Origin of the sequence: Gemmatimonas groenlandica (assembly GCF_013004105.1) — a bacterium.
Taxonomy (GTDB): Bacteria; Gemmatimonadota; Gemmatimonadetes; order Gemmatimonadales; family Gemmatimonadaceae; genus Gemmatimonas; species Gemmatimonas groenlandica.
This window is the reverse complement of sequence record NZ_CP053085.1, coordinates 4,662,701-4,689,243: the sequence shown is the minus strand read 5'-3', so window position 1 is coordinate 4,689,243 and position 26,543 is coordinate 4,662,701. Positions and strand designations below refer to the sequence as shown.

The window sequence follows — 26,543 nt, the reverse complement described above, 5'->3', positions numbered from 1 at the left end:
CTTTCCGTAGTAGGCGAACGCGCAGGTCAGCTCGTCACGTTGTACGCGATCGATGAGATCTGGAAGCGGCCATAGGTCCACTCGCCGGAGGGCTCGATCCAGTTGGCGTCGCCCAGCGAGCCCACGCGGATGCCGTCCACTTCGCGATAGCCGGAAATCGGTGTCGACCATGTGGCGGCGCCACCCTCACGGTCGTGGGAGCGGTCGTCGGAGACGAAGCCCACGAGGTCACCCGCCTCGTCGAAGGTCACGTGTGCCGTCACGGTAAAGCCGGCATTGCTGAACGTGGCCCGCAGCGAACGTGCGTTGATGGTCTCGAACGTGAACGGCATATCCAGCACGGCCGCCGGCGCCAAGACCAGTACGTCGTTCATCAGCGTGACCGTCTCATCGTGCGTGATTCCCGGACCCGACTTGTTCACCATGGGAATCAGACCGGCAATCCGGACCTGAAACGTGGCGGCGTTATCTAGGTAGCGATGCAAGACATCGAATGGTATGCCCGAGCGGCTCGCGCTCATGGAGAACAAACGGGCCGGCGGCGAGAAGAACTCGTATTGCGTGGCCGTGGCGTGCATCCATGGCGCGGACGCGCTGCTGCGCATCTGCGCGGTGAAGGTGACCCGCAGGTTGCGTATGCGTGCCCGTCCCACCGCACCCACACGGCGCAGGTACGTTTGCATGGGCAGTGGAAGTTGCGCGAGGTCAGCCTCGGTCACGAGCGAGGCTGGCGGCATCGCGCGCGCCAGCAGCATGTCGCGGTCGTGCGCAAAGCGCGCACGGAATGCCGAGCGGACCCACCATGCGGCACCAGTCGCGATCGCCAGCAGTAGCTCTGTCACGATCGTCCGAGGTCCAGTCATAGCGTGCTCACCAAGCGCGAGAGCGGCATCCGCAGACTCACCGGTGCGGGGTACTCCTTGATGTAGCTGACGCGCAGAAGAAACTGTACGCGGCCCGCGAGACCAAGCTGCGCGCCGACCTGGTCGCGGAAGGGCGACTCCTCGAGTATCTGCGTCATGGGATGGATGGCGATCATGCGCGCGCGGCATCCCAGCCACATGCGCTCGACCAAGCGCCCCGTTTCGATGAGCGTGGACATCGAGGCGTCCGCGCTGGTGATCACAAGCCATCCACCGTAATCGCCGACCTGCGCACGCACCGCGTCCAGACCTTGTTCGCGAAATTTCGGCTTCATCACGTCGGCTCGGGTCATGAAGTGCCGTACGTACCATCCGGAGAGCCCGGTGATCTCCATCGACGCGGGCGTCAGTCCATTTCGTTCTCGGCGCGCGTCGTCGTCGGCCCACCGGATCCATTCGGAGAGCTCGCGCTGCGCCGGTTCGCGATACGCCTGAACGCGATTGGCCTCGATCGTCTGCTCCGCGAGCCACGTGGCGCGCGTGGATCCGAAGGGGAAATACGCCGCGTGGTCCCCGAACGGCGCCGTGATCGCCTGCACGTCGGCACGCGTGAGCGCAGCGCGGAGATGATGGCTGCGCACGGTACGCCGCTGCTGGATGCTCTCGAGCGGGAAGGCGACCGGCGTCGCGCGACGCAACGTCACGTCGAGTATCTCGCTGGTGGCAGGCGAGGTACCGACGAGCTGGTACTCGAGATGAAAGCCGCGGTGCCGTGCCGTCACGATCATGTTCTCGAGAAAGCAGCCAAACGAAAGCAGCAGTTCGCGGTTCTGCGGATCGACCTCGTGGAGCCATCGATCACGCGCCGTGCTGATCACGAGCCGGTTCGGTGCGGTGACACCAATCATCCACGGCTGCGCGTTGTGTCCGCTTGGCGCGAGTGAGGCGTGGTACAGCACATCGGCGAGCGCCGGGTCCAGTGCGCGCACGACATCATCACGTTGCGCGCGGTCCTCGCGTGTGGGGTCCAGACACGCGCTCAGCAACGGAGCAACGCCGACCGCCAGAGCTGTGCTGGCGATACGCTTCACGGCATCGCGTCGAGCATTGTGCATCGTGCGCTCCCGGGGTGTGTACTCCACACCAGGCGTGCAACATTCGGTCCGTGGCCGACGGCGGCCGGCCAGCGCGCGGCTCCAATGAAGCCGCGCGCGTGCCTAGCGAGTTACTTCTTGGGCGGCATCAACACCGTGTTGATGACATGGATCACGCCGTTGGACGCGGCGATGTCCGTCGACGTGACTTCGCTGGCACCATTGAGCATCACTTTGCCGTCGACCACTTTGATCGCGATCTTGCTGCCTTCGAGGGACGTGGCTTCGGTGAGTGTCGTCACGGTCGAGGCGGGCACGTTGCCGGCGATCACGTGGTACGTGAGTACCTTCGTGAGCGCGGCCTTGTCGGCGAGCAACGCTTCGAGATCCTTGGCCGGGATCTTGGCGAAGGCTTCGTCCGTCGGCGCGAGCACCGTGAAGGGACCGGCGCCCTTCAGCGTTTCGACAAGGCCGGCGGCCGTGAGGGCCTTCGCGAGCGTGTTGAAGGTGCCGGCGGCGATAGCGGTCTCGACAATGTCCTTCGGCGCCGGCGCTTCAGCGGCGGGCGCGGCAGCCATGCTGTCAGCAGCAGGCGTGGCCGCATCGGTCTTCTCGCCCGAGCAGGCAGCGAGCAGGGCGATGGAGAGTGCACCAAGAGTACGACGGATCATGTGACAGGCTCGTTGAGAAGGTGAGTTGATCCTGCGCGGCGCGCAGACATCAATACGGACGGACTCGACCGTGCGAGATCCCGGCCCGTGTCATCGAACGAATGAACGCACGGACCCGTTCGTCCGTGCCAGCAACGGATCCGACGCATGAACTACTGCTCAGATCGCACGCCGAGCGCTACGTGATGCGCCACGCGTCCAGTGCGGCGCCCACGTGGTTGCCGTACGCTTTGGGGCGCTGCTGCGCGTACAGATTCCACGATCCACCGATGCGCACGCCGATGCAGTAGTTGTAGAAGCCGTCCTTCTGGTAGTTCAGTACGCTGTTGCCCTTGGGCGCTGTTGCCCCGAATACACCCGTCATGTTGGGCGCCATCGTCAGTCGCCCATTTGCCCGGAGGTCGGCGGTCATGTCTTCGGCCTTGCCTGCCGGCTGCACGTGCGCCGCGACCAGGGTAGCGCCGTTCAGATGGAACGGGATCGCGCAGCCGGTGAGCTGCGTGGTGACCATCAGATCAGCGCCATTCACCACCGCGCCCGAGATCGTGCGTACCGCAGCGGCATTGCCCTGGCCAGCCACCGTGGGAAGTGCTGCGTACTTCTGCACATGCACCTGAAAGACACGCTCGACGATGTAGGCATACGAACCGACCGCGTCTTCAAGGCAGAAGGTGTACACCTGATTGAGACTGTCGTAGTAGAACGCATAGTCGTACGTCTGCGACATCGGCGCCGTCACGACCTGCAAGCTGTGGTGCAGTAGAAACTGTAGCGGCTGCGCTTTGAGGAGCGCCAGCTTGGTCGTGAGATCGTCGACACAGTTCGTGACCATCGCGAGCACGTTGCCAAGTTCCGCCGCGACGTTCGCATCAGGAAGCAAGCCGGCATCCCGCGCCGAGTCGTTGCGGTCGATGTTGAGCAGGACACTCTTGATCAGAATGATGGCACGGCGGTAGTGGCGCACCTCCTGCACACTCTCGCGTCCGATAATCGCGTAATTGCTTCCTTGCGACATCGCCGGGCTGATGTTGTCGGCGATCTTGTTCGCTTGCTCACGGTCCTGCAGCATGTCCGCCACGATCTTTCGCTTTGGCAGATGCGCATTCGGCACCGTGGCGGTGCGAATGAAGGCAATGGTGTCGCTGATCCGGACGGCGTCGTCTTTCTTGGCCATGTGCCGAAGCTACGACCTCGACAATTTGCCGGCAAGTCGAGGGCACGTGTGTGAGTCACACCTGAGCTGCTGCGTGGCCCACGCCTTGCAAACCAGTGTTCGTCGGAACGCATGTTCGTCCCGACACCTCGATACACTTGCCGCAAGGAGACCCATGTCCAGCGATACGAACAACGAAGCCGTCTCGGTCATGAATGATCTGATCGAAACCTGCCGCGATGGCGAAAAGGGATTCGCCGCTGCGGCTGAGCGCGCCGACAGCGCCGACCTCAAGCAGCTCTTTTCGACGCTTGCCACGCAGCGCAAGACGTTTACACATGAGCTCGAGGTGGAAGTCGAGCGTATCGGTGGCACGCCCGCCGACATGGGGCATGCTGCTGCCGCTGCGCATCGCGGCTGGATGGCGGTGAAAGCGGCGGTCTCGACCGACGATGATCAGTCGATCCTCGACGAATGCGAGCGCGGCGAAGACTATGCCAAGAAGGCTTATGCCGATGCTCTCGGCAAGACACTGCCGAGCGACCTGCGACCGCTGGTGATGCGACAGGCTGACGACGTGCGCGCCGCGCATGACAAGGTCCGTGACCTCCGGAATCAGCATCGTGACACGAAGCACGAAGACCACGACCGCCCGACCGCGTAACGTCTAAGCGCGTAACGACAAAGCGCCGCCGATATCTCGTGGGATATCGGCGGCGCTTTGCGGTAATCACCCATGCGTTACGGCGTGATCTTTCTCGGCGCCTGCTGTTTGATCTTCTCCATGTACTTCTGGAAGAAGAGTTTGTGGATGTCCATCATGTTGATCTCACGACCTTGGATGTACGACTGGATGATGTTGCTCGTCATGTCCAGCGGCGTCCCCGTCGTGATCAATAGCGTGGCTTCCTTGCCGACTTCCAACGAGCCCACCTTGTCGGCGACGCCCATGAATTCGGCGGCATTGATCGTCACCGCCTTGAGCGCTTCTTCTTCGGGCAGGCCGAACGCTACGGCCACGCCGGCTTCCCACGGCAGCCGATAGCTGTACAGCGCGCCGCTACCACCGGCAATGGCGAACTTCACACCAGCCGCGTGCAACTTCGCCGGCGTGGCGTAGGCGTTGTCGTAGCCTTCGTACTGGCGGTCGGGCGCCGACATGGTCGACGTGAGGATCACTGGCACGTTCTCGGCCTTGAGACGATCGGCCACGAACAGCGCGTCACGTCCGCCGCGGATCACAAGCTTGATCCCTTCGGCCTTGCCCCACGTAATCGCGTCGTTGATCTGCGCCGCGCCTTCAGCCGCCACCACGACGGGAATCGATCCGTCGATGGCCGGAATCATCGCCGCGTACCGCGCATCGGTGCGCACCGACTGATTCGACTTCACGGCATCACGATACGCCCGCGCTTCCGCGAAGTATCCCTTGATCTGCTCCACCTGCTCGGCGTACGTCTTCGGCGGCGGGCCGGCCGGGCCACCGCGTCCGCCAGGGCCACCGCCGCCACCACGACGCGGCTGCGCGTTCGGGTCGGGCCACTTCACGTTCAGCGCGGCCGCGCCCTTCATCGACATCTCTTCCCACGTCCAACCTTCGAGGGACATCGCCGACGACAGCCCCGAGATCACGCCGCCTTCCGGCGTGCTGAAGGCCACCAACACCCCCGCGGAGCGCGTCGTGCCGATGTGCCGGCTCTCGGCGTTCACCGCCACTTCGGCGCGTACGTTCGGATTGAAGTCGCCGAGTTCGTTGATGTCGTTCGAGACGTCAACCGAGCCGATCTCGGTGATACCAACCGTGCTGTAGGCATCGATGAGGCCCGGATAAATGTGCTTGCCGGCCAGGTCCACCACCTTGGCGCCGCGCGGCACCGCGATGTCGGGGCCGCCGATCGCGGTGATCTTGCCCCGATCGAGCACGATGGTGCCGTTGGTGATCGTTCCCTTGGTCACGGTATGAATCGTGGCGCCGCGTAGCACGACCGGCTGCTCCTGCGGTGGCACCGTCATGCGTTCCTGGGCAGTCGCCGCGCGCGGCGCGAGCAACCCGGCGAACGCCGTCGCCAGCGCCAGCGTCGTAAGACGAGTGCTCGTCCGGCGCGCTGTGGTGTTCATGGTTCGCATGGTTTCTAGTGTCGAGAGAAATGGACGGATCACCTGCGCGCTCCTTCGCCGCCGCGACCACGCGCCGGTCCAGCGGCGGGCGTCTCGGTGACTCCGGCCGCGATCACGGCCTGAATGAGCTGCGCACGCTGCTTCGCGATCTCCTCGCGGAGCACCTTGTCTTCATCGAGCGAGAAGTACTTCCGGCCATCCACCCACGTCTGCTCGGCCTTCGTGAACTGCGACAGCGGATTGCCGCTCCAGATCACGAAGTCGGCATCCTTGCCGGCTTCGAGCGAGCCGACCTTGTTGTCGATCGCAATCGCCTTGGCCGACTGGTTGGTCACCGTGGACAGCGCCATGACCTCGTCGACGCCCGAGCGCAGCAGCTTACCCGCTTCCCAGTTCATGCGCGTCGAGATCTCGGCGTCGTCGGAATGCAGCGACGTGACCACACCCGCTTCGATCAGCAAGCGCGCGTTGTACGACGTCGCGTCGTACGCTTCGAGCTTGAACGCGCCCCAGTCGCTCCACACGATGGCGGCGACACCGGACTTCTTGAGCTCACTGGCGATCTTGTACGCTTCCACGCCGTGCTGCAGCGCCTGGATGCGGAAGCCGAATTCTTCAGCGAGGCGAACCAGCGCGAGGAATTCGTCGGCGCGATACCCGTGCGAGGTCACGAGCAGCTTCTGGTTGAGAATGTCGAGGATGGCTTCCATGCGCAGATCCTTGCGCGGCGGAATACCGGTCTTCGTCTTCTCCCAGTTCTTCCACTCCTTCTCGTAATCGCGCGCGGCCAGGAAGTGGTCGCGGATGATTTCCTGCACGCCCATGCGCGTGTTCGGATAGCGCGTCGGGCTGCGCTTCGGGTTTTCACCAAGTGCAAACTTCACCGTGCGGGGCGCGCCCACGATCCTGTAGTCGTCGGGCAGTCCGCCCCACCGCGTCTTCACATACACGTTCTCGCCGCCGATCGGATTGGCCGAGCCGTGCAGGATCATCGTGGTCGTGAGTCCGCCGGCGAGCTGGCGATAGAACCAGATGTTGTTGTGCGTGATGACATCGCCCATCTGCACTTCGGGCACGATCGCGAAACCCGATTCATTGACCGCGCTGACACCGGAGTGCGTGTGCGGATCGATGAGTCCCGGCGTGACGTGCTTGCCGGTGGCGTCGACGATCACCGCGCCGGCGGGGGCGGCGAGCTTCTGTCCCACGCGCACTACCTTGCCCGCCTGCACCAGCAGGTCGGCGTTTTCCATCCGCCCCTGTGGTCCCTGCGTCCACACCGTCGCGTTGCGCACGAGCACCACGGCCGGCTGCATCGGCGGCGCCGAACGGCCGAACTCCATGGACGGCCGGATGAACGGCAGATCGATCTTCGGCACCTTTACCGCCACGGCGCCGCGGGCGGGGCCTTCGAACGCTTCGGTACGCGCGCCGCGATACTGGGCGTCGGTACCGTTGGGGAGCGAGAGCCAGCCGAAGAAGGTCGTGTCGCGCACGGAGCCGGCGAGCAGCAGCGCGCCTTCCTGCCCGAGCGGCTCACCGGCGAAGGTCGCTTCGAGACGACCCGTCTCGGCGATGACGCGCACCGACGTGAGCGGGACCGGACGACGTCCGGCCATTTCCACGGTACCACGGATGCGATTGAGCGGGCCTTCGAGACGCAGCGTGGCCGTCTTGAAGGTGCCGGCGTCGTCTGAGGTAATCGTCCAGGTGCCGCGCGGGTCGACCTGCGGCGGACGCGTGACACCGTACTGACGGCCCTGCACCCACACATCGCGCACGCTCGACTCTTCGGTGAAGAGATCGCCGTCGCTGACGACGAGATTGGCGGCCTTGCCCACGGCGATGGTGCCGTGCGTCTTCTCGATGCCGAGGAATGCGGCGGGGACGGTGGTGAGGGCGGCGAGCGCCTTGTCGGGCGCGAGGCCACGGGCCACCGCGGTGCGCAGGTTGGGCAGGAACTGCGTAAGCGACGAGAGGCCGTCGGCGGTGATCGCGAAGGGCACGCCGGCCGCCGCGACCTGCGACGGATTGGTGGGCGCGAGGTACCAATGACGGAGGTCAGCCAACGTCACGTTGGTCGCGGCTTCCGGGCTCGACACGTTCGGCGCGTCGGGGAAGTTCAGCGGCAACACCAGCGGCTGCGTGCGTCCCTTGAGCACGTCGATCAAACGGTACTCCTGTCCGCTGCCGCGAAACCACGGCGTCAGCTTGTACTCCTGCGCGAGCTTGTACGCGCGCAGGTATTCCTCTTCGCTGGTGGTCTCGAAGAAGACGGGCTGCGTGCCTTTCACGGCCTTGGCGAGCGCCGAGAGCGCCTCGCTCGTTTCGGGCGGCAGCAACGAGCGGCCACTGGTTTCGTACGTGCCCCACGCGCGAATGTACCACTCGGCGTCCATGAAGGTCTGCTTCATGAGCGCCACCGTCCCCATGGCGGAGTTCGGGTACATGCCACCGAGGGCGAAGGAGCGCTGAAAGCCGATCGACTGGGCCAGATCGGGGCGCAACACGCGTTCACGCACGCCGCCATCACCGAGGTTGAGCACCGAGGCGGAGCCGCGGAAGATACCCTGACGCGGCACGGCGAGCGCGGTGCCGAAGCCGAGCGAGCGAAGGGCAGTGCGGCGGGTGGAATCGTCCTTGAGATTGGCGGTGGTACTGAACCACGCGCGCACCTGCGGATTCCAGTGGGTGGGGCCAACATCGCCGCCCTGTGGGGGTGCGTCGCCGCCGAGGTCAGCGGAGGCATCGATGAAGCCGGGATAGACCGTGAGACCCTTGAGGTCCCACACGCGAGCCCCCGCGGGCGCGGCCATGCCGGCGCCGACGGCGGTAATGAGGCCGTTGCGGACCACGATCGTGGCGTTGGTCAGGACTTGGCCTGGAGCCGTGACCACGCGCGCACCGACGAGGGCGTGATAGCCCGTGGAGTTGTCGCGCAGGCCGGTCACCGGCTCCGTGCGCGAGGATTGCTGGGCCTCGAGCGATCCGGCAGCGAGCACCGCCAGGCCGAGGAGGAAACGAAACGCTCTCACGAGGGACTCGGGATACGGGAGGGGAAATGCTGCGAGCAGGCGAAGTATGCGGTCTGTGCGCGCGCGATGCCATGACCGGACGTGCACGCCGGTGGGCGCCAAACGTCTCGGGGTTCCGTAGAATTCAGGAATGGCCGACATGCTCCGGGATTCCAACAGCACACCGCGCCTCGGTGAAATCAGCGTGGAACACGTCGACGTCCTGATTGTCGGCGCCGGCCTATCCGGCATCAGCGCCGCATGGCATCTGCAAACGGCGTGTGCGGGGCTGTCGTACGCGATCGTGGAAGGCCGCGAACAGATGGGCGGCACCTGGGATCTGTTCCGTTATCCCGGTATTCGCTCCGACTCCGACATGTACACGCTCGGCTATCGCTTCCGCCCCTGGCGGAACGCGAAGGCGATCGCGGACGGGCCGTCGATCAAGGCCTATATCGAGGACACCGCGCACGAATTCGGGATCGATCGCGCCATCCGCTATCGCCATCGCCTCGTACGGGCTGAATGGTCGTCGGCCGATGCCCGCTGGCTTGTGCACCTCGAAGTCGGCGCCGATCGGACACCGCTGCGTCTGAGCTGCGGCTTTCTGTACAGCTGCGCCGGCTACTACGACTACGGGCAAGGCTACACCCCCGCATGGCCTGGCGCGTCGGACTTCGTGGGGCCGCTCGTGCATCCGCAACATTGGCCCGCGGATCTCGACTACCGCGGCAAGCGCGTCGTCGTGATCGGCAGCGGGGCGACGGCGGTCACGCTCGTGCCGGCGATGGCGAATGGAGACCGGGCCGCGGCACACGTCACGATGCTGCAGCGTTCGCCCACCTATATCGCCACGCTGCCGTCGGTCGACACGGTGGCTAACGCGTTGCGTCGCGTGCTGCCGTCGAAGCTGGCGTACGCGATCTCGCGCTGGAAGAACGTGGCCCGCAGCATGTTCTACTACTCCATCGCCCGCTCACGTCCGGAGACCTTCAAGAAGGCGCTGCGCACGGACGCGACAGCGCAGCTCGGTGCCGACTTCCCGTTCGAAGAGCACTTCAGTCCGCGCTATCAACCGTGGGACGAACGCCTCTGCATGGTGCCCGATGGCGACCTGTTCGTGGCGCTGCGCGAGCAGCGTGCATCGATTGTGACGGACACGATCGAACGCTTCGATGCCACGGGCATTGTGCTGCAGTCGGGCGCGCATCTCGACGCGGACATCATCGTGGCGGCCACGGGGCTACGGATGTCGCTGCTGAGTGGGGTGACGCTCGTCGTTGACGGTGCGGTCGTCGATCTCGCCCAGTGCATGACGTACAAGGGTATGATGCTCAGTGACGTCCCGAATATGGCGGCGGCGGTCGGCTATACAAACGCGTCGTGGACCCTCAAGTGCGACTTGATCGCGCAGCACGTGTGCCGTCTCCTCAACTACATGGGCGCGCGCGGCTACGCGCAGGTGACGCCACGTCGTGATCCGTCCATGACGGAAACGCCGGTGTTCGACTTCACCTCCGGCTACGTGCAGCGCGCGCTCGCCCATCTCCCGAAGCAGGGCGATCGCGCACCCTGGAAACTCTACCAGAACTACGTGAAGGATCTGTTCTCGCTCCGGCATGGACGCGTGGACGATCCAGCGCTGGAGTTCCGCACCGTGCCCGCGCCGTCGCAACGCCCTGCGCTGGAGTTCGCCGCGCATGACTGACCAGATGACCCTGCGCGGCCGTACGGCCGTGATTACCGGTGCCGGCAGTGGCATCGGGCGCGCGATCGCCTCGTCGCTGGCACAACGCGGCTGTCATCTCGCGCTGGCCGACGTGAACACCGAGGGTCTCGCCGAGACCGTCTCGTTGCTGCCGGTGAGCGGGCTGCGGGTGACCCAGCATCAGCTCGACGTGGCTGATCGCGCGCAGGTCGCCGCCTTCCCCGCCATCGTACGCGAGGCGCACGGCGGTGCCGATCTGCTCGTGAACAACGCGGGTGTGGCGTTGGGCGGCACCTTCGAAATGGTGAGCGAAGCCGACTTCGACTGGCTCTTCAACATCAACTTCCATGGCGTGGTGAGCATGACGCGCGCCTTCCTGCCGCTACTGCGGGCCAGCACCGAGGCCCGACTCGTCAACATCTCGAGCATCTTCGGTATCGTGGCGCCGGCCGAGCAAGTGGCGTACGCCGCCAGCAAGTTCGCGGTGCGCGGATTTTCCGAAGCGCTGCGTCACGAACTGGATGGCACCACGGTCGGCGTAACGGTGGTGCATCCCGGTGGCGTGCGCACGAACATCGCGGAACGTGCGCGGGCGCCGGAGGGCGTGGACGACACCGAGGCGGCCCAGCGGCGCGCGGCCTTCAAGAAGTTTCTCCGCATGCCGCCCGCCAAGGCCGGCGAGATCATCGTGCGGGGCATCGAACAGCGCCGGAAGCGTGTGCTCGTGGGCAGCGATGCGGTGGGGCTGTCACTACTGGCACGACTGGCGCCGGTGTCATACTGGTCGATCATGGCGAAAGGATTACCCAAGTGACTGCAACGACCGCCTTTCTGCTGTATGGCGCGACCGGCTACGTGGGGGAGGCCATGGCCCGCGAGTGCGTGAAGCGCGGGATGGCGCCGATCTTGGCCGGCCGCAATGCGGAGGCACTCGCCGCACTCGGCCGTGAGCTGGGACTCGCGTATCGCGTGTGCGCGCTGGACGATGCGGGCGCGCTCGACGCCGCGCTCGCCGGCGTCTCGGTCGTGCTGCACTGCGCGGGACCGTTCCTGTATACATCACGACCGATGGTGGACGCATGCCTGCGCACAGGTGTGCACTACCTCGACATTACGGGGGAGTTTCCCGTATTCGAAGCGGCGGCCGCGCGCGATGCCGAGGCGCAAGCGCGCGGCGTGATGTTGATGCCGGCAGTGGGCTTCGATGTGGTGCCGACCGATTGTTTGGCCGTGTACCTCAAGAAGCGATTACCCACGGCCACGCACCTGACGATGGCGTTCCACAGCGTGGGGCCGAGCGGATTGCCGCCGGGCACGCAGCGCACGGTGATCGAGCTGTTGCGCTTCGGAAACCGTGTTCGCGTGAATGGCCAGTTTGCACGCGCCACGTCGCCGATGAAGATGCGCGCGGTGGACTTCGGTGCCGGGCCGGTGGAAGTCACGCAGCTCACATGGGGGGATGTGTTCACCGCGTACTACAGCACGGGCATCCCTAATATCGAGGAATACACCGTGTTGCCGCGTGCGGCGCGGCAGTCGATGGCGGTGATGCAGTGGCTGCGACCGCTGCTCGCGCTGGGGTGGGTGCGCACGCTGTTGCGACGCGGGGTGAAGCCCGGCCCGTCGCCGTCGCGTCGCGCGCAAACGGTGACGCACGTGTGGGGCGAGGTGACGGACGGTACGGGTGGCCATGCCTCGGCGCGCCTGCACGGCCCCGAGGCGGGTGTGGAATGGACGGTGGCCTGCGCGCTCGCCGTGGTGGAGCGCGTGATGCGGGGCGAGGTCCAGGCCGGGTATCAGACGCCCGCGAAGGTGTACGGTGCGGAGCTGGTGATGACGTGCGCCGGGGTGACACGCGAAGACGTGGCGAGCGCGTAGCGGCGGCCGCCGATGCGTCAGCGACGCGTCGTGCGCGTCGAATCGAAGTACCACGTCTGCTGCACGCGTGTGCGATACGCGACGGTCCGATAGCCCGCAGTTTCAGCGACAAGGCTATCGCGCGTGATCGTCGGTGCACCGGCCCCGCCGTTGCGCAACAGCTCCAACAGCGGCCGACCCGTCACCCCGATCGGCGTCGACGGCTGCCCAAGCAGGTGAAGAATCGTCGGCACGATGTCAGCGTTACTACTCGGTGCGACGGCTTGGGCACCCACGAGAAATGCCGGGCCGCTGGCCACGAACGTCGCCGTCACGTCGTACGGACTCGATGTTCCGTGTCCGGCCACCCCCGACTGGCGTGTGTCGCCGCGATGTCCCGCGCCGTTGCGCTGGTGCGACCAATCGGCCGAGTACAGCACGTCGGCCGCACGCGCATGCTGCCAGCCGATCTGCGCAGTGGAAATCGTGCCACGCACGGCGCCCAGGCCGTTAGCCGCCGTGGGCGCCGAAAAAATGGCTCCGGCCTCGGGCCATTGCTGCAGCACACGCACGACCGCATCCCGTGTCCCCGCTCCACCACGACGCACGTGAATGGCGCTGCCGGCGATCACCACACTGTCGGCCAGCGCTCCCAGCTGTTTGCGAAGGGATTTGGTGTCACCCACGTGCGTAGAGAAGCCGTGGTCCGACACGACCAGTACGTTCACCGACTGCGCGAGCGCACGGGCCGCCAGCCCATCCAGTAGGCGCCCGAATTCGCGATCGGCCGCGCGAATGGAGGAATCCGCCATGACACTACCCAGTCCCGCGCCATGAGCCGTGTGATCGGGATCGGACAACCACAAATATCCCACGTCCACATCGAGCGAGTCGACACCGACCCGCAGCAACGCATCCACCGCCCACGTGTTACGCCCGATGTTGGGTGAGGCATCGGCCGGTGGCGCGCCTAACACGTGCTCCACCATAGGTGACAGCGCATGGGGTAGGACGAGATCGGCGTTCACGACCGGCGTCCCCGCGCCGCCCGCGAACAGATACGCCGACCCCGAGGAACCGGCGCTCGCCACCATCATGCGCAGACCCGCCTCGCGCAAACGGCTGCCAATCGTCGGGGCGGTCAGCAGGCGACCCGCCAGCACACTGTCGGCAAGCAGCATATCCTGTGCTTCGCCCGTGTTCAGCACCCGATCAGCGACCGACGGCAGAAAGATGCTGTTGTCGAGGATGCCGTGTCCCGAAGGACCCGTGCCGGTTGCGAGGGCACTGGCGTTGACCCGAGTGACCGTCGGAAAAAGCGAGTGATGCTGCCACGACATTACACCGCTCGCGGAGAGGGCATGCAGTCGCGGCATGCGGGCCGGCGTGATGTGGTCGGGGCGCAGCCCGTCGAACACGACCAAGACCACTTTCAGCCGGCGTTGACGTAGCGCGACACTGCCGGCTCGAGCCTGAGAGGTCAGCCACGGGAGCGTGAGAGAACAGGCGGCGACGAGAATGGCCGCACGCCACCACGCGCGGCCCGACCGGAGCGTGCGAGGCATCGGCATCAGAAGCGATACCGGGCGCCGAGCTGGATCTGATACGGCGTACCGCTCTTCACCGCCGTGCCGACGTTCTCGTTGATTCGATACGTGTAGCGGCGCGTGGTCTGATTGAACGCACTCACCGCGTACAGCTGTTGCGCGCCGCCTAGGTTGTACTCGCCACCCCACTTCCGGTTCAGCATGTTCTCGACGTTGAACAGGTCGAGGGTGAGCTCGATCGCCTGTCCGCGGACCGTGCCGAAGTCGCGTGCGACGCGCAGGTCGGTACGACCGCGGAACGGCGACCGGCCCGCGTTGCGCGGGGCGATCTTCCCGAGATTACTCGCGATGTAGTCCCGCGCCCGGTTCGATGGATTGTCCAGCACCTTACGAATGCCGGCGGCAAGATCCGCCGGCGTGGCGGGATCGTTCGGGTCGAAGATGAACGCGAGGTCGTTGTTCGCTGTCCCGTCGCCATTGATATCGCCGTTCACGACGAGCGAGTACGGACGACCGGAGATCCCCACATAGCTACCCGTCACCCGAAAGCCCCACACCCGCGGCAGCAGGAACGCCGCTACGAACTTGTCGCGGAAATTGTCCTCCGACGGCCCGAAGGCATCCTGCAGGCGACGCGGATCGCCGCTGTTCTGCGAGAACGTGGACGTCAGCGCGACGCAGCAGTTGAAGCTGGAGTTGTCCTTGGTGTCGTTGCGCGTGTACGATAGCGAGAGCGACGACTGGCGTGGCAGCGTGAGCGCGCCCTGCAGCACCAACGACCGTTGTTCCAGCGTGGATTCACCCACTAGCTCGAGCACGCGCCCGAGATCGGTGTAGATGCGTGTGTCCGCGTTGTTGGTGCGACCGGCGGCGGTGATCTTGGCGGCTGGAACGAACACTCCGCGTCCGCCCTCGATCGTGAAGTACGGATCGGCAACCATGTTGCGATCGTAGTACTGGAAGTTGTCCTGCGTACGCGCCCAGTAGGCAAAGGCCCCGAGCTGCAGGCGGCCGAGGCGCCGCTCGTATCCACCGCTCAGCTTCCACGTCGTGGGGACGCGGAAGTCACCCGAGAAGTAGTTCACGTAAGCCGGAACCGTGGAGGGATCCACGCCGGTCGGCACGCCAGGGACCAATGACAAATCCTGCCGATACCGCACAAAATCCGGCCTCGGCGCCTGTGCGCCGACCTGAATGATGTCGACCGCCTCTAACCCACTCTGCAGGATGTGATTCACATGCACGTTGTACGGCGGCTGACTGCTGAACCGTCCGCCGCCAAGCCGGAACACGTTCTTGCCGTCGCCCTGCACATCCCACACGGCCTGCGCTCGCGGCGATACGATCCAGTTGGACGGCTTCTCATCGGTACGCACACCCAGGCGCTGATCGACCAGCGGATTGTACGCGGCGGCCGTCAGGAACTGCACGCCGTCGAGTCGTACGCCCGCCGAAGCGGTCAGACCGCGACCAAGGTGCCACTCCGACTGCACGAACGTCGATAGGTCGGCCACCGTGAACTCGGCGGTCGTGCCGCCAACTCGCAGCGGTACCTGACGGCTGTATCGCGCCGGTGTGAGCGCATCGAGCTGCGCAAGATTGTCAAACTCGAATAGGCCGCGCTGTTCCACCGGCAGGTAGCGCTGGATCTGCGTAACGATATTGTCGGTGCCGATCGTCAGCGTCTGATTGCCGCGATTCCAGAAGAGCGTATTGGCCAACTGGTACTGGCGCTCCTTGTACTTCTCCGGCGCCAAGCGATTGCCGCCAAACTGCACGTTGACCGTCCGGCTGGAGTTGTCCGGCAAGCGCGACGCGATACGCACGAATCCACGAGGCAATTCATTGCGCGCGATACGCTCACGCGTGAACTGCAGCGCCTGCAGCTTGAACTCGTTTACCACGCCACCGCCGAACGTTGAACGCAGCGACGCAAACGTCCCCGTGCTATTCACCTCAGCCCCGCCGCGGCTCTCTGCGAAATGCAGCGTCTGGTCCGGACCGATTTCCTCGGGATCCGAGTAGAGCGTGGTGTTGTTGCGCAGCGTGAGCCGATGGTTCGCCGCCAGCTGCCAATCCGCACGGCCGAAGAACGCCTGACTGAGCGGCTTACGGCTGAACACGCCGGTCTGCTGCTGCGTCGTATCGAGTCCATACTTGTTCGCCAAAATCGACGACAGACGAGTCAGCGAGTCGCGGGCAATGCCCAGCTCGATTTCATCAGCGCTGTTGCGCACGTTCATGATCTCCAGCGGCAGCGACTGATCCGAACGATCATACACACCGAAGACGGTGAGCTTGTCCTTGATGATCGGCCCACCGAGGCTGAAGCCTTGCTGGCGGACGGTAAAGTTCTGTGCGGCCAAGCCACGATAGTCGTCGGTGGTCAGACTCTTGTCGCGGTAGTACGAGAAGGCGGAGCCACCCCAGCGGTTCGTGCCCGACTTGCTCACCGCGTTGATGAGCCCACCGCCCTGACGACCTTTGGTGACATCGTACTCGTTCGTGGCGATCTCGAACTCACGAATCGCTTCCATCGTCATCGTGAGCGGACCGGCAAAGGTCTGGCCCGTGTTGTTCATCTGCGCGCCCACGCCATCGATGCGCACATCGGTGCTCATGGGCCGAGCGCCGCCAAGGCTGGTGCCACTTCCGGCGAGCGGAGACAGCTTGGTGAGATCCTGAAAGCGACGATTCTGATTGGGCAGTTCCTTGACCTGCTGTTCACCGATTCGCGTGACCGCGCCGTTGCGCTCGACTACGCGTGCCGGTTCGGCCGAGACGGTGATTTCAGTAAGCTGCACCGCGCCGGGGGCGAGGCGAAAATCGGCCGTGGCTACGCTGCCGATATTGAGTGTGATGCCCTCGCGGGCGCCGGTGCGGAAGCCGACGGCGCGTGCGGTGACGCGGTACGGACCGCCCAACGGCAGCTGCGTGGCGACGTAACGCCCGCGATCACTGCTGCGCACCATCGACACGAACCCCGTCGTAGTGTTGCGGAGTTCTACGATGGCGCCAGCCACCGGAGCGCCGGCACTGTCAGCGACGACACCGCGGATACTGGCATCGGTGCCTTGCGCGAACAGGGCGCGACCGGATGCACAAAGCGCGGAGAGCAGAATTCCTGCTGAGAGGACGACTCGGCGGAGAAGCGAGGAAGGCATGATGCGAAGCGGGCAGATGGAGAGAAACGGGCAAGCGCCCGAATGTCCATCATTCCCGCTTCACGTCACGATTGCCCCGTGGGCTCGTGCCGGGCTCGTAACGTCATGTCACGAAATGGCGGCCGCCAAATGTGCCTTGCATGGGTGGGGCGCCGTGAGTCACGGCGTTGGGTTGATCGACGCTTCGGCCATCGGCACGTTGAACGGGTCACACCAGATCAGCACCCACGTGTAGCGCACGCCCGGCGGCAGCTGAAACGTGTAGGTCTGTGCCCCGCTTCTCGACTTGATCGCGCCGATGCGCAGCGGCTGCCCGGTATTCGGGTTGTTCGTGGTGTTCACGTACACCACCGGACCAGGCGTCTGCGCCACGGAGAAATCGGACGAGAACGTGAGCTGACCGACCCCGTTCTCGGCGACCATCTGTACCGTGCCGGTAACGTCGTACCGGGTTTTCCGCCAGACCCCAGTGGCGACGGTGCCCATCGGCGCCATGACATCAGCACCGATCGGCGTGGCATTCGGCGCCATCGGTGGCTCAGCATTGTTGCAGCCGAGAGTGAGAGCCATCGCCGCGCACAGCACGACCGCTCTGTTTCGGTGTCGCATGCTCGCTACTCCGTGTGAACCGTGCATCGTGAGTGTGAGGTCGTGGCGCTACTCGGCCAGCAACGTCTTGATGCGACGTTCCCATTCCGTGTGCCAGCGATCGCCTACGTGAAACTCTCCATAGCCTTCGTAGCGCACCCGTCCCTGCTTGTCGATGAGCACGAAGCTTGGCCAATACTGAATGCGATAGAGGTCCCAGCTGGCCCGATCATTATCCTGCGCGATGGGATACGTGATCGCGTACTTGGTCAACGCCTTGGCTACGTTGTTCTTGTCGTGCTCCCCGGCGTAGGGCGGGAATTCCGGCGTGTGAATGCCGATGATCGACAGCCCCCGATCCCGATACTGTGCGTCGAGCGTACGCAGAGAAGGCAGCGTGTTCGTACAGTTGTAGCAGGTGAAGACCCAGAAATTGAGCAGTACGACGCGGCCCTTCAATGACGCCAGCGTTACCGGAGCCGCGGCATTGAGCCAACTGGCGTTCTTCCACGGTGGCGCGGGCCGTGCGGAATCGGGCACAGCCGCACGCGAAGCCATTGAGACGGCAATACGTCCGGCCAGCGTCGATGCCGGCCGGTGCGATTCCAGCGCGTACGCACTGCCGAGTACGGCAATCAGAACGGCAGTCAGGGCCCATCGCATACGGCGCGTCTCCTGAGATGGATGTGGATCAGCGCGACGACAGCGTCTTGACGGCAGTCAGGACGGCGGCGTTCGTGGGGCGGATCTTGTAGTCTGTCTGAATGTCCTTCCACTGCACCATGCCCTTCTTGTCGATCACGTACGTCGCAGGATGCGGGATACCGCGACGCGTACCGGCCGGGTTCATGATGCCGTATCGCGCGATCACGGTGTGATCAGGGTCCGACAAGAACGCGAAGTCGGGCTTCATACCGTCGGCAGAGATACGCGTCGTGGCCGTTTGCGTTCCCTTGTCGTCGTCAATCGACACGACCAGCATCTCGGTGTCCTTCTTCAGTTCATCGGTGAGCAGCGTCCGCATCTCTTTCAATTGATTGATGCAGTACGGGCACCAGTAGCCGCGATAGAACACCAGCACGACATTCTTCTTGCCGCGCATCGATGACAAGCTGACCGTGCCGCCACCGAACTTCGCCAGTGTGAAGTCCGGCGCCATCGCGCCGACGGCGACGCGTTCGATATCGGTCGCCGCCAGATCCTTGCCATCGACCGGGCCGAGCATGGCCGGGGCTTGCGCGGAGGCCGAGTGGGCGGGCGACAGCGCGGCTGCGGTGCTCAATGCGATTGGCACACACGCCAGCCGGAGTGAACGTGCGATGGCGCGTGACGAGGCTCGTGCGGATTGACGGAGAGCGCGGATCATGTGCGGTAGAGAATGAAGGTGGGAGCGCAGGCGGAATCAGTCGCCGTGCCCTACCTAGACGCTACGAGCTCAGACAGTTCCCGCGATCGACGTGTACGAACAGGGGAACTCATTCACTACGACGTGTCTACCCTACGCATCCGTTGTTTCCGTGTGCTCACCGCTCACTGCTCCCCTCCTTGCCAACCACGCTTCGTACGGCCCTGCTTGCAGCACTCTTGTCAATTGGGGTCGGGACAGTGTCCGCGCAACCGTCAGCGCGGAATGCCACACCGGATCTGACACCGAACAGTGATCTTACGCTGGTCTCAGAATCCGACGCGTTCCGAATCGGTGCCACGACGACGGTGGCATTGCGCATCGTGATGGATGCCGGTTGGCACACCTATTGGACGAATCCGGGCGACGCCGGACTTCCTTTGGCGGCGCAGTGGTCACTCCCCGCTGGCGTGACGGTGTCCGCGCTGCGCTTTCCGACGCCGCACGTGTTGCCGCAGCCTCCGCTCATGAGCTTCGGCTATGAACGCGAGGTCCTGGTCCTGGCGGACATCGCGGTGGCGTCGTCCATACCGGTCGGTACGCCGCTCGCCATCGCGGCCGATGTCGACTTCCTGGTATGCGCTGATGTGTGCCTGCCGGCCAGTGGGCATGTAGAACTGACGGCGCGCACCGCGACCCAAGTGCAGCCATCCCGATGGGCGGCCGCGATACGCGACACGCGTGCCCAGCTGGTCCAGAGCGCCGCGGGCTGGTCGGTGAAGGCGTGGCGTGATGGGCCGCGAGTTCTACTGTTCGCCCGCGCGCCCGCTTCGGTACGAAACACACTGCGTGGCGCATATCTGATACCGGACTCTACGGGCGTGCTCGAACACGCCGCACCGCAGCGCGTCTTGATATCGGGGGACACGCTGGTGCTGGCCATGACCGTGGCGCGAGGATTTGCCGATACCACATCGCGGTTCACCGGCGTGCTGCTGCACAACGCCACGTCCCCGACCACGAGTACGCAGATCGACGTCGCGCTGACGCCAGCAGCCCCGCCCGGCGCTTCGGAGCTGATCGCGATGCTCGAGGGTCCGGAGGCGACGAGTACTGGCGGTGCCGTGCTTACCGTCGGCACAGCGACCGCTGCGAACACGAGCGCGCAGTCGCTGGCGAACGTTGCTACCGCCGACATCGGCATCTGGCTGGCGCTCGCGCTCGCCTTTGTCGGGGGATTGATCCTCAACCTGATGCCGTGCGTGTTTCCCGTGCTCTCGGTCAAGATCCTGTCGTTCGTCGAGCGCGGCGGTGAGAACGACGGTGGTATTGCCGCACGGAAGCACGCCATGGTGTTCACGCTCGGCGTGCTCGTCACCTTCTGGACACTGGCGGGCGCGCTGTTGGCGCTTCGTGCCGGTGGCGCCCAGCTGGGATGGGGCTTCCAGTTGCAATCGCCCGCAGTGGTCACCGTGCTCGCGCTAGTGGTATTTGCGCTCGCGCTCAACCTGAGTGGTGTCTTTGCCCTGGGAATGAGCCTCACGCGACTGGGCGGCGTGGGTTCCGGCGAACGCTACAGCGACTCGTTTCTGACAGGACTGTTGGCCGTGGTCGTGGCGACGCCCTGCACGGCACCGTTCATGGGCGCCGCGTTGGGCTATGCGCTCACGCAACACGCTGTGGTGGGTTTGCTCGTGTTCACATCGCTCGGACTCGGACTCGCGGCGCCATACATGGTGCTGGCCAGCAGCCCGGCGTTGCTGCGGAAATTGCCGCGACCAGGTCCGTGGCTCGAAACCTTCAAGCAGCTGCTCGCCTTCCCGCTGTACGCGACGGTCGTCTGGTTGCTCTGGGTGCTGGGGCGACAAGCCGGCACCGATCAGGTGACCATTGTGCTCCTGGTGTCGATTACGGTCGCGCTGGCAGGATGGCTGGCTGGTCGCGCACAGAACGCTGGTAAAGCGGTAGCGAGCAGTCTATCGCTGGCGCTGTTGTTGCTCACCATCGCCGGTGGCGGCTTCGTGATTGCGTCTCAGCCCGTCACGACGCCGACGGCGAGTGCCACACCCGCCGGCTGGGAACCGTGGTCGGCGGCGCGCGTCGCCGCCGCGCGCGACTCCGGCCATGCGGTGTTCGTCGACTTTACCGCGGCGTGGTGCCTGAGTTGTCAGGTCAATGAGCGTGTCGCCCTGCACACCAATACCGTGGAGCGCGCCTTCGCCGATCGGAAGGTGGTGTTGCTGCGCGCCGATTGGACATCGCGGAACGCCGAGATCACCGCCGTACTCGCCAGCTTCGGACGAAGCGGCGTGCCGCTGTACGTGATGTACCCCTCGAAGACGACGGAGCCGGCGGAGCTGCTGCCGGCGGTGTTGACCCCGGGTGTGGTGGTCAGCGCCGTTCAACGCGCCACGACCCAGTAGCCGGTTCGCACATGCCACATGAGCACTCGCCGGAGCCCGTCGGGCGGTCGTGGCTCTCTTCTTCCGCCGCGTCGCCGCCTTGCGGCGCGGACTCATTCGCCTGTCGCAGCAGACGCTCGTCCCCCCGGCCGCTCCCATGGCGGCGCCGCCGTCCCCAGCAGACCCGCCTCGATGCTCTGAATGCGTGCAGCTTTCGTTTCTGGCCGCTTGGCCGACGACACGAGATGCGCAATGCCGCGCTGCTTTCCGGGACTAAGCGCTGCCCACGCTTTGCGAACACGCGCCTTGGTGGCAAGCAGCGCCGCGAGCTCGTCGGGGATATCGACGTCATCCTGTGGCAACACCCGGAAGGCCACTTCGACGGGACTACCGATCTTCAATCCGGCTGCCTTCATGGGAGCCTTCGGCAGCATCAGATACCATCGCCCTCGCGCCGGCTGCCACGCGCCTTTTACTGGTACGCCCGATACATCGGCCTCGATGCGCAAGCGCGCATGCTGCTCGAGTGGGAGTGCGCTGTGCAGCGATGCGTCGAGGTACACCACGGTGTAGTGGTACGTACCGACCGCGTGGCGTGCGATGCGGGTTTCGAAGCGATGGGTGAAGTAACTCACGCGGCGTGCGTGCCTCGTGGAGTGACCAGCGTGAACAGGATACCCGCGAGGCCCAGCCCGATGCACGTTGCCACGAGATCATGCGGGTCGAACACCAGTCCGCGGCTCGTCAGCTGGACGAACTCCCAGGCGACGAGCAAGACGCCCGTGCCCACAAGCACCACGACGAACGCGCGACGCGTGCGGTCGTACGATGCGTTAGGCTGTTGATCGGCCCAAATCCCGAGCAGAATGAACGGAATCGCAATCGCCGCAGCGACGTTTGGCAATACACCCATCAGGTACATCACCGACTCGGCTCCACTAAATCGTACGCGTCGCGCCCAGCTCACCAGACTCAATACAGCCAGCGCACTGATACCCACCAGTGCATATCGCGTCGAGAAGGTCATCGTTCGCATTTGGCTACGAACCGAGCTGCGCCTCGATCACTGCCGCCAGCCGATACGCCGACAGCGCCAGCCGTTGCCGCGCGATCCGAGTGCCCAGCGCGACGTACGCATCGGTGAGTACGGGCGGCACACTCCCCGCGCGCGGCGGTAGCTCGTACGCCATGTAGCGCGCGAGGGTGGCGCTCTCGTCGGCCCACGCACGAACGGTGGCGGCGAGTGGCGCACCTCGCGGCAGGTTCAGCGCATCATCCGCCTGCCCTGCGGTCATGGGCAGCTCACGAGCGATCGCCGCCGCCACGTCATCGATCGGCAGCTCTCGCGACGGACGGCCCACCCAACCATCCCATACCGCGTGCAGATTGATGGAATCACGCTCGAACCCGCGGAGCTGCACCCACACGCGGTTGCCGCCGGCATCGCCGTCGGGCTGGTCGGCCGCCGAACGCGACGTGCCATGCAGTGGCTGATGCAGATCGCCCACCACGTGGATGATCCAACTCAGACTGTAGGCGCGCAGACTGGGAGAAAGGGCGTTGTCCCCGAGTGACTCGGCCAACGACGGGAAGACCGATGCGACGTTCGGCTCGACAAGCGGAATCGTCGGTGTACCGTCAGTGGAGAATGAGCGCGAGAGGTAGTGCCAGCCGGCGCGGCGCGCCATGGTCGGGTAACCGGGCAGCAGTGGCGTGGGTTGCGCACTGCTGTCGGTTTCCGGATAGAAGCGCGCGTCGCCCCGAATCTGATCGGGCCACACCGACGCGCGCAGGAACACCTCGCGGATACCCACCGGCGTATTGACGTTCACGTTCGCGCCAAGCGCGGCGATGTCAGGATGCGCCCGCATGATGTCGTCGACGCGAGCGCGGGTGGCGGGACGCAGTCGGTCGTACGCCATCGCCGCCATCGCACGGTGGCCAACAGCGTCCCAACGCCGGGTCGTGGTGGGACGCTCGGCGCGCGGTGCCGCCGCCAGCGACGTGGCCGAGAGAGCCATGGCAGTAGCGGCGGAGAGCATGAGCAGAGAACGTTTCATACAAGGAAATTGAGCGATGGCGCAATGCGCCGAATTGCCGAACGGAACTGGTTACGCAGTTGAGACAGAGCCTGACGACAGGTCTCCATCGCGCATGCTACCCCTGATACGGTCCACCGGGCACGCCCCATCCCCAGCGCGGCATCGGCAGGTCTTCCTCGGCCGATGCACCAGGCTCTGAATTGATGACCGCCAAGCGAGAACCCCACTCGAGATACGCGACCAATGCCGATCGGAATCCCGGATCAGCAGGCATATTCACTTCGTCCGCGGTATCGAGCAGCAGGGCCATCCGCGCCTGACGTTGCGGCTCCGCCAAGTGCCGCTCGACATGCTGCCGAATCATGTGCGGATGTCCACGAGTCGCTCCAAGGCGGTCATGCCGCCGGCCCACTCGAACAGCGTGGGGACCGCCTTTTCCGTCATCGTTGTTTTCGCGCGTTGGGGACTTGTCACGTGCGCTGCCAATGGGCTCGGCACACCTGAACATTCGCCGATTTCCTGAAGATTGGCGAGTATAGGCGTTGGCATGATTCGCGCACCGTGCTCTGGTGATTGGCGACCGATCACTTCACGGACACCGGAGCATCGTATGACGACACCACTGCCACCACACAGTCCCGACGTCGACCAGCCGGACGTCGACCATCCCGATAACGACCGGCACGAGCCCGATCGCATCGAACCGGTCCGTCGCGACCCCGACCAGAACGAGCCCGAGCGGGGCGACCCCGACCCGGCCGAGCCCGCTCGAGAGGATCCGCAACCGAAATGACGGGACCGTGAGCGGACAATGAGCGTCCTCGGATGGATGGCCGCCGTTGGTGGGCTACTGCTGCTCATGGCGCTGACCTCGTCGCAGGTCGAGCGACTTCCCATCTCGACGTCTCTGATCTACCTCGCGGTCGGGCTGGCCCTCGGACCGGGCGGGTTCGAGCTGTTGCGGCTCGACATCGAGTCGCAGCGTACATGGCTCGAGACACTCACCGAGTTTGCCGTCATCGTGTCGCTGTTCGTGGGCGGTCTACGGTTGCGCTTGCCGTTGCAGAACACGGCGTGGCGCGTAGCATTCCGACTGGCGGGCCCGGTGATGTTGCTCTCCATCGTCGGTGTCGCCGCCGCCTCCATGCTGCTGCTCGGCTTGCCGCTGGGCATGGCGCTGCTGCTGGGGGCGATTGTCGCGCCCACCGATCCGGTGTTAGCGGCCGAGGTCACCGTGAATGACGCGGAAGATCACGATCGGGTGCGCTACGGATTGTCGGGTGAAGCAGGGCTGAATGACGGCGCAGCGTTTCCGTTCGTGATCTTCGCGCTGCTCTACACGCAGCGCGGGGGCGTGGATGCGTGGGTCGGCGAATGGTTGCTCACGCGTGTGCTGTGGGCAGTGCCGGGCGGTCTCGCCATCGGCTATCTGCTGGGAACCGGGCTCGGACAACTCGCGATCCGCATCCGGGCGCGCACCACCGACGCCAGCGCACCCAACGACTTCCTCGCCTTGGCGCTCATTGCCCTTTCTTACGTTGCCGCGGAACGCGCCCATGCCTGGGGCTTCCTCGCGGTGTTTGCGGCCGGCGTGGGGCTGCGTCACGCCGAGGTGCGCATCGTGCGCGCGTCGCCACATCCGGAAGTGGCGGAGCTGATCGAACCCAATGCTGTCGGCGTCGGAGTTGCGGAACACCCGCCGGCCGAGACGCTCATCACCGCGCGCGTGAGCGCGGAGCAGAGTCAGGAGCCGGCCGTGGCGGCGGGTGTGCTGATCGCCGAGGCGTTGTCGTTCGGAGATACGTTGGAGCGCATGCTCGAAGTACTGCTGGTCGTGTTGGTCGGCATCGCCGTCGCGTCGGTGTGGAGCTGGCCGGCTGCGATGCTAGCGGTGGTGGTGTTCGTCGCGATCCGCCCCGCGAGCACGTGGCTGTCACTCAAGGGATCGCGCACCTCGCGTGCGCAGCGCCTCCTGCTGGGCTGGTTCGGCATTCGCGGCATCGGCAGTTTGTACTACCTGAGCTACGCGCTCAATCACGGCGTGCCGAGCAGCGACGCCGCGCTGTTGGTGAGTCTGGTCGTCACGGTGGTGGCGTGCAGCATTGTGATCCACGGCATTTCGGTGACACCGGTACTTCAGTGGTATGAGCGTTCAGTGAATCGGCGCGTGTGATTCACGCGCGCAATACTGGCCAAATCGAGACGAGCGTGGCCGCGTGGACGACCACGATCGCGAGGTTACTGAGGACCACCGGGTGGATGAGCCGACCGATGGTGAACGGCGTGCACAGCTTGTAGACCACTTGCACCACCAGAAGCGCCGCGACCATCGGCGGATCGGGGCGGAACAGCAGCAGCGCGGACACGATACCAATGGCCAGGTACACGGCCAAGAGAATGCCGCGCGCGTCGGTGGCCTCACCATAACTCTGGCGAGCCCACGGCGCCTTGGTGAGCAATCCGCCGCACACGGGCGCGAGGACCACGACGTTAAGCAGCAGTGACACGATGATCATCGTGTGCATGGCGGCGCGGCGCGAACAGCGGTCGACGCTACTGTCGGCTCAACCTGATCGTGAAACGCGCACTGCCGGCTGCTTGGTCCGTCACCGTGAGCACACCGGCGCCCACCGTGAACGTCAGGTCCCGCACGAACGTATCGGCCGAGTGCTGAAAGCGGATGGTACCGCCGGTCTGCACCGCAGTTCCGGCCAGGCTGGCCGTGAGTGCCGCGCCGCCGGTGACGACGGCAGGCAACGTGAGCGAGCCCCCCGTGCTGCGGTTGTCGTTGATTACCACCGTCATGCTTCCACCCTGCGCGAGGGCATCGATACTGGCCTGCCCGGTCGGCGTGATTCGTAACGTGGTCGCGATGTACGTACCGGAAAGGCCATCACTCTCAGTCGGCGAGTCGTTGCCGCAGGCGATGAAGGAGCCAGTCATCGCAAGCACGAGAGGAAGTCGGCGCAATAGGCGT

At 65.1% G+C, this 26,543-nt stretch carries 24 protein-coding genes; 7 read left to right on the top strand and 17 right to left on the bottom strand.

What is annotated here, in order from left to right:
- Nucleotides 1-26: 26 nt before the first annotated feature.
- The 4 genes from HKW67_RS20135 to HKW67_RS20120 all read right to left on the bottom strand — a co-directional run bounded on the left by HKW67_RS20135 (nt 27) and on the right by HKW67_RS20120 (nt 3,802).
- Nucleotides 27-863: a DUF6544 family protein gene (locus tag HKW67_RS20135; protein ID WP_171227097.1), complete on the bottom strand. Its 837-nt coding sequence runs from the start codon at nt 861-863 to the stop codon at nt 27-29.
- On the bottom strand, nt 860-1,978 hold the full coding sequence (locus HKW67_RS20130; protein ID WP_171227096.1) for an Acg family FMN-binding oxidoreductase: 1,119 nt from the start codon (nt 1,976-1,978) through the stop codon (nt 860-862). The genes HKW67_RS20135 and HKW67_RS20130 overlap by 4 nt, the downstream gene beginning before the upstream one ends.
- 110 nt (nt 1,979-2,088) lie before the next feature.
- Complete coding sequence (locus HKW67_RS20125; RefSeq protein WP_343212895.1) at nt 2,089-2,535, bottom strand: fasciclin domain-containing protein; 447 nt, start codon at nt 2,533-2,535, stop codon at nt 2,089-2,091.
- Nucleotides 2,536-2,806: 271 nt separating this feature from the next.
- Nucleotides 2,807-3,802, bottom strand: a complete 996-nt coding sequence (locus HKW67_RS20120) for a hypothetical protein (protein ID WP_171227094.1) — start codon at nt 3,800-3,802, stop codon at nt 2,807-2,809.
- A 154-nt stretch (nt 3,803-3,956) separates the two neighbouring features.
- On the opposite strand from HKW67_RS20120, the gene HKW67_RS20115 reads away from it, so the two are divergent.
- Nucleotides 3,957-4,445, top strand: coding sequence for a PA2169 family four-helix-bundle protein (locus HKW67_RS20115; protein WP_171227093.1), 489 nt, complete (start codon nt 3,957-3,959; stop codon nt 4,443-4,445).
- Between the two features lie 77 nt (nt 4,446-4,522).
- Here HKW67_RS20115 and HKW67_RS20110 read toward each other — a convergent pair whose 3' ends face one another.
- On the bottom strand, nt 4,523-5,908 hold the full coding sequence (locus HKW67_RS20110; protein WP_171227092.1) for an amidohydrolase family protein: 1,386 nt from the start codon (nt 5,906-5,908) through the stop codon (nt 4,523-4,525).
- 29 nt (nt 5,909-5,937) lie between these two features.
- Nucleotides 5,938-8,934 (bottom strand): amidohydrolase family protein, encoded by a 2,997-nt coding sequence (locus HKW67_RS20105; RefSeq protein WP_171227091.1) that lies wholly within the window; start codon nt 8,932-8,934, stop codon nt 5,938-5,940.
- Between the two features lie 139 nt (nt 8,935-9,073).
- Here HKW67_RS20105 and HKW67_RS20100 point away from each other — a divergent pair, with 139 nt between their 5' ends.
- From HKW67_RS20100 to HKW67_RS20090, 3 genes are read left to right on the top strand one after another with little or no spacing between them, the layout of a single operon-like run.
- The gene (locus HKW67_RS20100; RefSeq protein ID WP_171227762.1) at nt 9,074-10,621 is read left to right on the top strand and encodes an NAD(P)-binding protein; all 1,548 of its coding nucleotides are present in this window, start codon (nt 9,074-9,076) and stop codon (nt 10,619-10,621) included.
- Nucleotides 10,614-11,435 carry an SDR family NAD(P)-dependent oxidoreductase gene (locus tag HKW67_RS20095; protein WP_206044515.1) on the top strand — a complete coding sequence of 274 codons (822 nt, stop codon included), beginning with the start codon at nt 10,614-10,616 and terminating at the stop codon, nt 11,433-11,435. The genes HKW67_RS20100 and HKW67_RS20095 overlap by 8 nt, the downstream gene beginning before the upstream one ends.
- The gene (locus tag HKW67_RS20090; RefSeq protein ID WP_171227090.1) at nt 11,432-12,499 is read left to right on the top strand and encodes a saccharopine dehydrogenase family protein; all 1,068 of its coding nucleotides are present in this window, start codon (nt 11,432-11,434) and stop codon (nt 12,497-12,499) included. The genes HKW67_RS20095 and HKW67_RS20090 overlap by 4 nt, the downstream gene beginning before the upstream one ends.
- 17 nt (nt 12,500-12,516) lie before the next feature.
- Here the strand turns inward: HKW67_RS20090 and HKW67_RS20085 are convergent, their stop codons facing one another.
- From HKW67_RS20085 to HKW67_RS20065, 5 genes are all read right to left on the bottom strand, one after another.
- Entirely contained in the window at nt 12,517-14,049 is a 1,533-nt protein-coding gene (locus HKW67_RS20085; protein ID WP_171227089.1) for an alkaline phosphatase family protein, read from the bottom strand.
- Nucleotides 14,049-17,189 (bottom strand): TonB-dependent receptor, encoded by a 3,141-nt coding sequence (locus HKW67_RS20080; RefSeq protein WP_171227088.1) that lies wholly within the window; start codon nt 17,187-17,189, stop codon nt 14,049-14,051. The genes HKW67_RS20085 and HKW67_RS20080 overlap by 1 nt, the downstream gene beginning before the upstream one ends.
- A gap of 159 nt (nt 17,190-17,348) precedes the next feature.
- Nucleotides 17,349-17,759, bottom strand: coding sequence for a DM13 domain-containing protein (locus HKW67_RS20075; protein ID WP_171227087.1), 411 nt, complete (start codon nt 17,757-17,759; stop codon nt 17,349-17,351).
- 87 nt (nt 17,760-17,846) lie between these two features.
- Nucleotides 17,847-18,440: a redoxin domain-containing protein gene (locus HKW67_RS20070; RefSeq protein WP_171227086.1), complete on the bottom strand. Its 594-nt coding sequence runs from the start codon at nt 18,438-18,440 to the stop codon at nt 17,847-17,849.
- A 28-nt stretch (nt 18,441-18,468) separates the two neighbouring features.
- On the bottom strand, nt 18,469-19,143 hold the full coding sequence (locus tag HKW67_RS20065) for a peroxiredoxin family protein (RefSeq protein WP_171227085.1): 675 nt from the start codon (nt 19,141-19,143) through the stop codon (nt 18,469-18,471).
- Between HKW67_RS20065 and HKW67_RS20060 the strand changes: the two genes are divergently transcribed.
- Complete coding sequence (locus tag HKW67_RS20060) at nt 19,059-21,545, top strand: protein-disulfide reductase DsbD family protein (protein ID WP_269141205.1); 2,487 nt, start codon at nt 19,059-19,061, stop codon at nt 21,543-21,545. The two genes, HKW67_RS20065 and HKW67_RS20060, sit on opposite strands and share 85 nt — an antisense overlap.
- Before the next feature lie 92 nt (nt 21,546-21,637).
- On the opposite strand, the gene HKW67_RS20055 is transcribed toward HKW67_RS20060, so the two are convergent.
- The 4 genes from HKW67_RS20055 to HKW67_RS20040 all read right to left on the bottom strand — a co-directional run bounded on the left by HKW67_RS20055 (nt 21,638) and on the right by HKW67_RS20040 (nt 23,930).
- Nucleotides 21,638-22,159, bottom strand: a complete 522-nt coding sequence (locus tag HKW67_RS20055) for a YdeI/OmpD-associated family protein (RefSeq protein ID WP_171227083.1) — start codon at nt 22,157-22,159, stop codon at nt 21,638-21,640.
- Nucleotides 22,156-22,551, bottom strand: coding sequence for a hypothetical protein (locus HKW67_RS20050; protein WP_171227082.1), 396 nt, complete (start codon nt 22,549-22,551; stop codon nt 22,156-22,158). Before HKW67_RS20050 ends, HKW67_RS20055 begins: the two co-directional genes overlap by 4 nt.
- A 13-nt stretch (nt 22,552-22,564) precedes the next feature.
- Nucleotides 22,565-23,584: a S1/P1 nuclease gene (locus HKW67_RS20045; RefSeq protein ID WP_171227081.1), complete on the bottom strand. Its 1,020-nt coding sequence runs from the start codon at nt 23,582-23,584 to the stop codon at nt 22,565-22,567.
- Between the two features lie 97 nt (nt 23,585-23,681).
- Nucleotides 23,682-23,930: a globin family protein gene (locus HKW67_RS20040; RefSeq protein ID WP_206044514.1), complete on the bottom strand. Its 249-nt coding sequence runs from the start codon at nt 23,928-23,930 to the stop codon at nt 23,682-23,684.
- 246 nt (nt 23,931-24,176) lie between these two features.
- Between HKW67_RS20040 and HKW67_RS20035 the strand changes: the two genes are divergently transcribed.
- Both HKW67_RS20035 and HKW67_RS20030 read left to right on the top strand, forming a co-directional pair.
- Nucleotides 24,177-24,359 carry a hypothetical protein gene (locus tag HKW67_RS20035; protein ID WP_171227080.1) on the top strand — a complete coding sequence of 61 codons (183 nt, stop codon included), beginning with the start codon at nt 24,177-24,179 and terminating at the stop codon, nt 24,357-24,359.
- 18 nt (nt 24,360-24,377) lie between these two features.
- Nucleotides 24,378-25,739: a cation:proton antiporter gene (locus HKW67_RS20030; RefSeq protein ID WP_171227079.1), complete on the top strand. Its 1,362-nt coding sequence runs from the start codon at nt 24,378-24,380 to the stop codon at nt 25,737-25,739.
- Between the two features lies 1 nt (nt 25,740).
- On the opposite strand, the gene HKW67_RS20025 is transcribed toward HKW67_RS20030, so the two are convergent.
- A complete protein-coding gene (locus HKW67_RS20025; RefSeq protein ID WP_171227078.1) occupies nt 25,741-26,091 on the bottom strand; it encodes a hypothetical protein in 351 nt (116 codons plus the stop codon).
- A gap of 28 nt (nt 26,092-26,119) precedes the next feature.
- Nucleotides 26,120-26,509, bottom strand: a complete 390-nt coding sequence (locus tag HKW67_RS20020) for a hypothetical protein (RefSeq protein WP_171227077.1) — start codon at nt 26,507-26,509, stop codon at nt 26,120-26,122.
- Nucleotides 26,510-26,543: the final 34 nt, after the last annotated feature.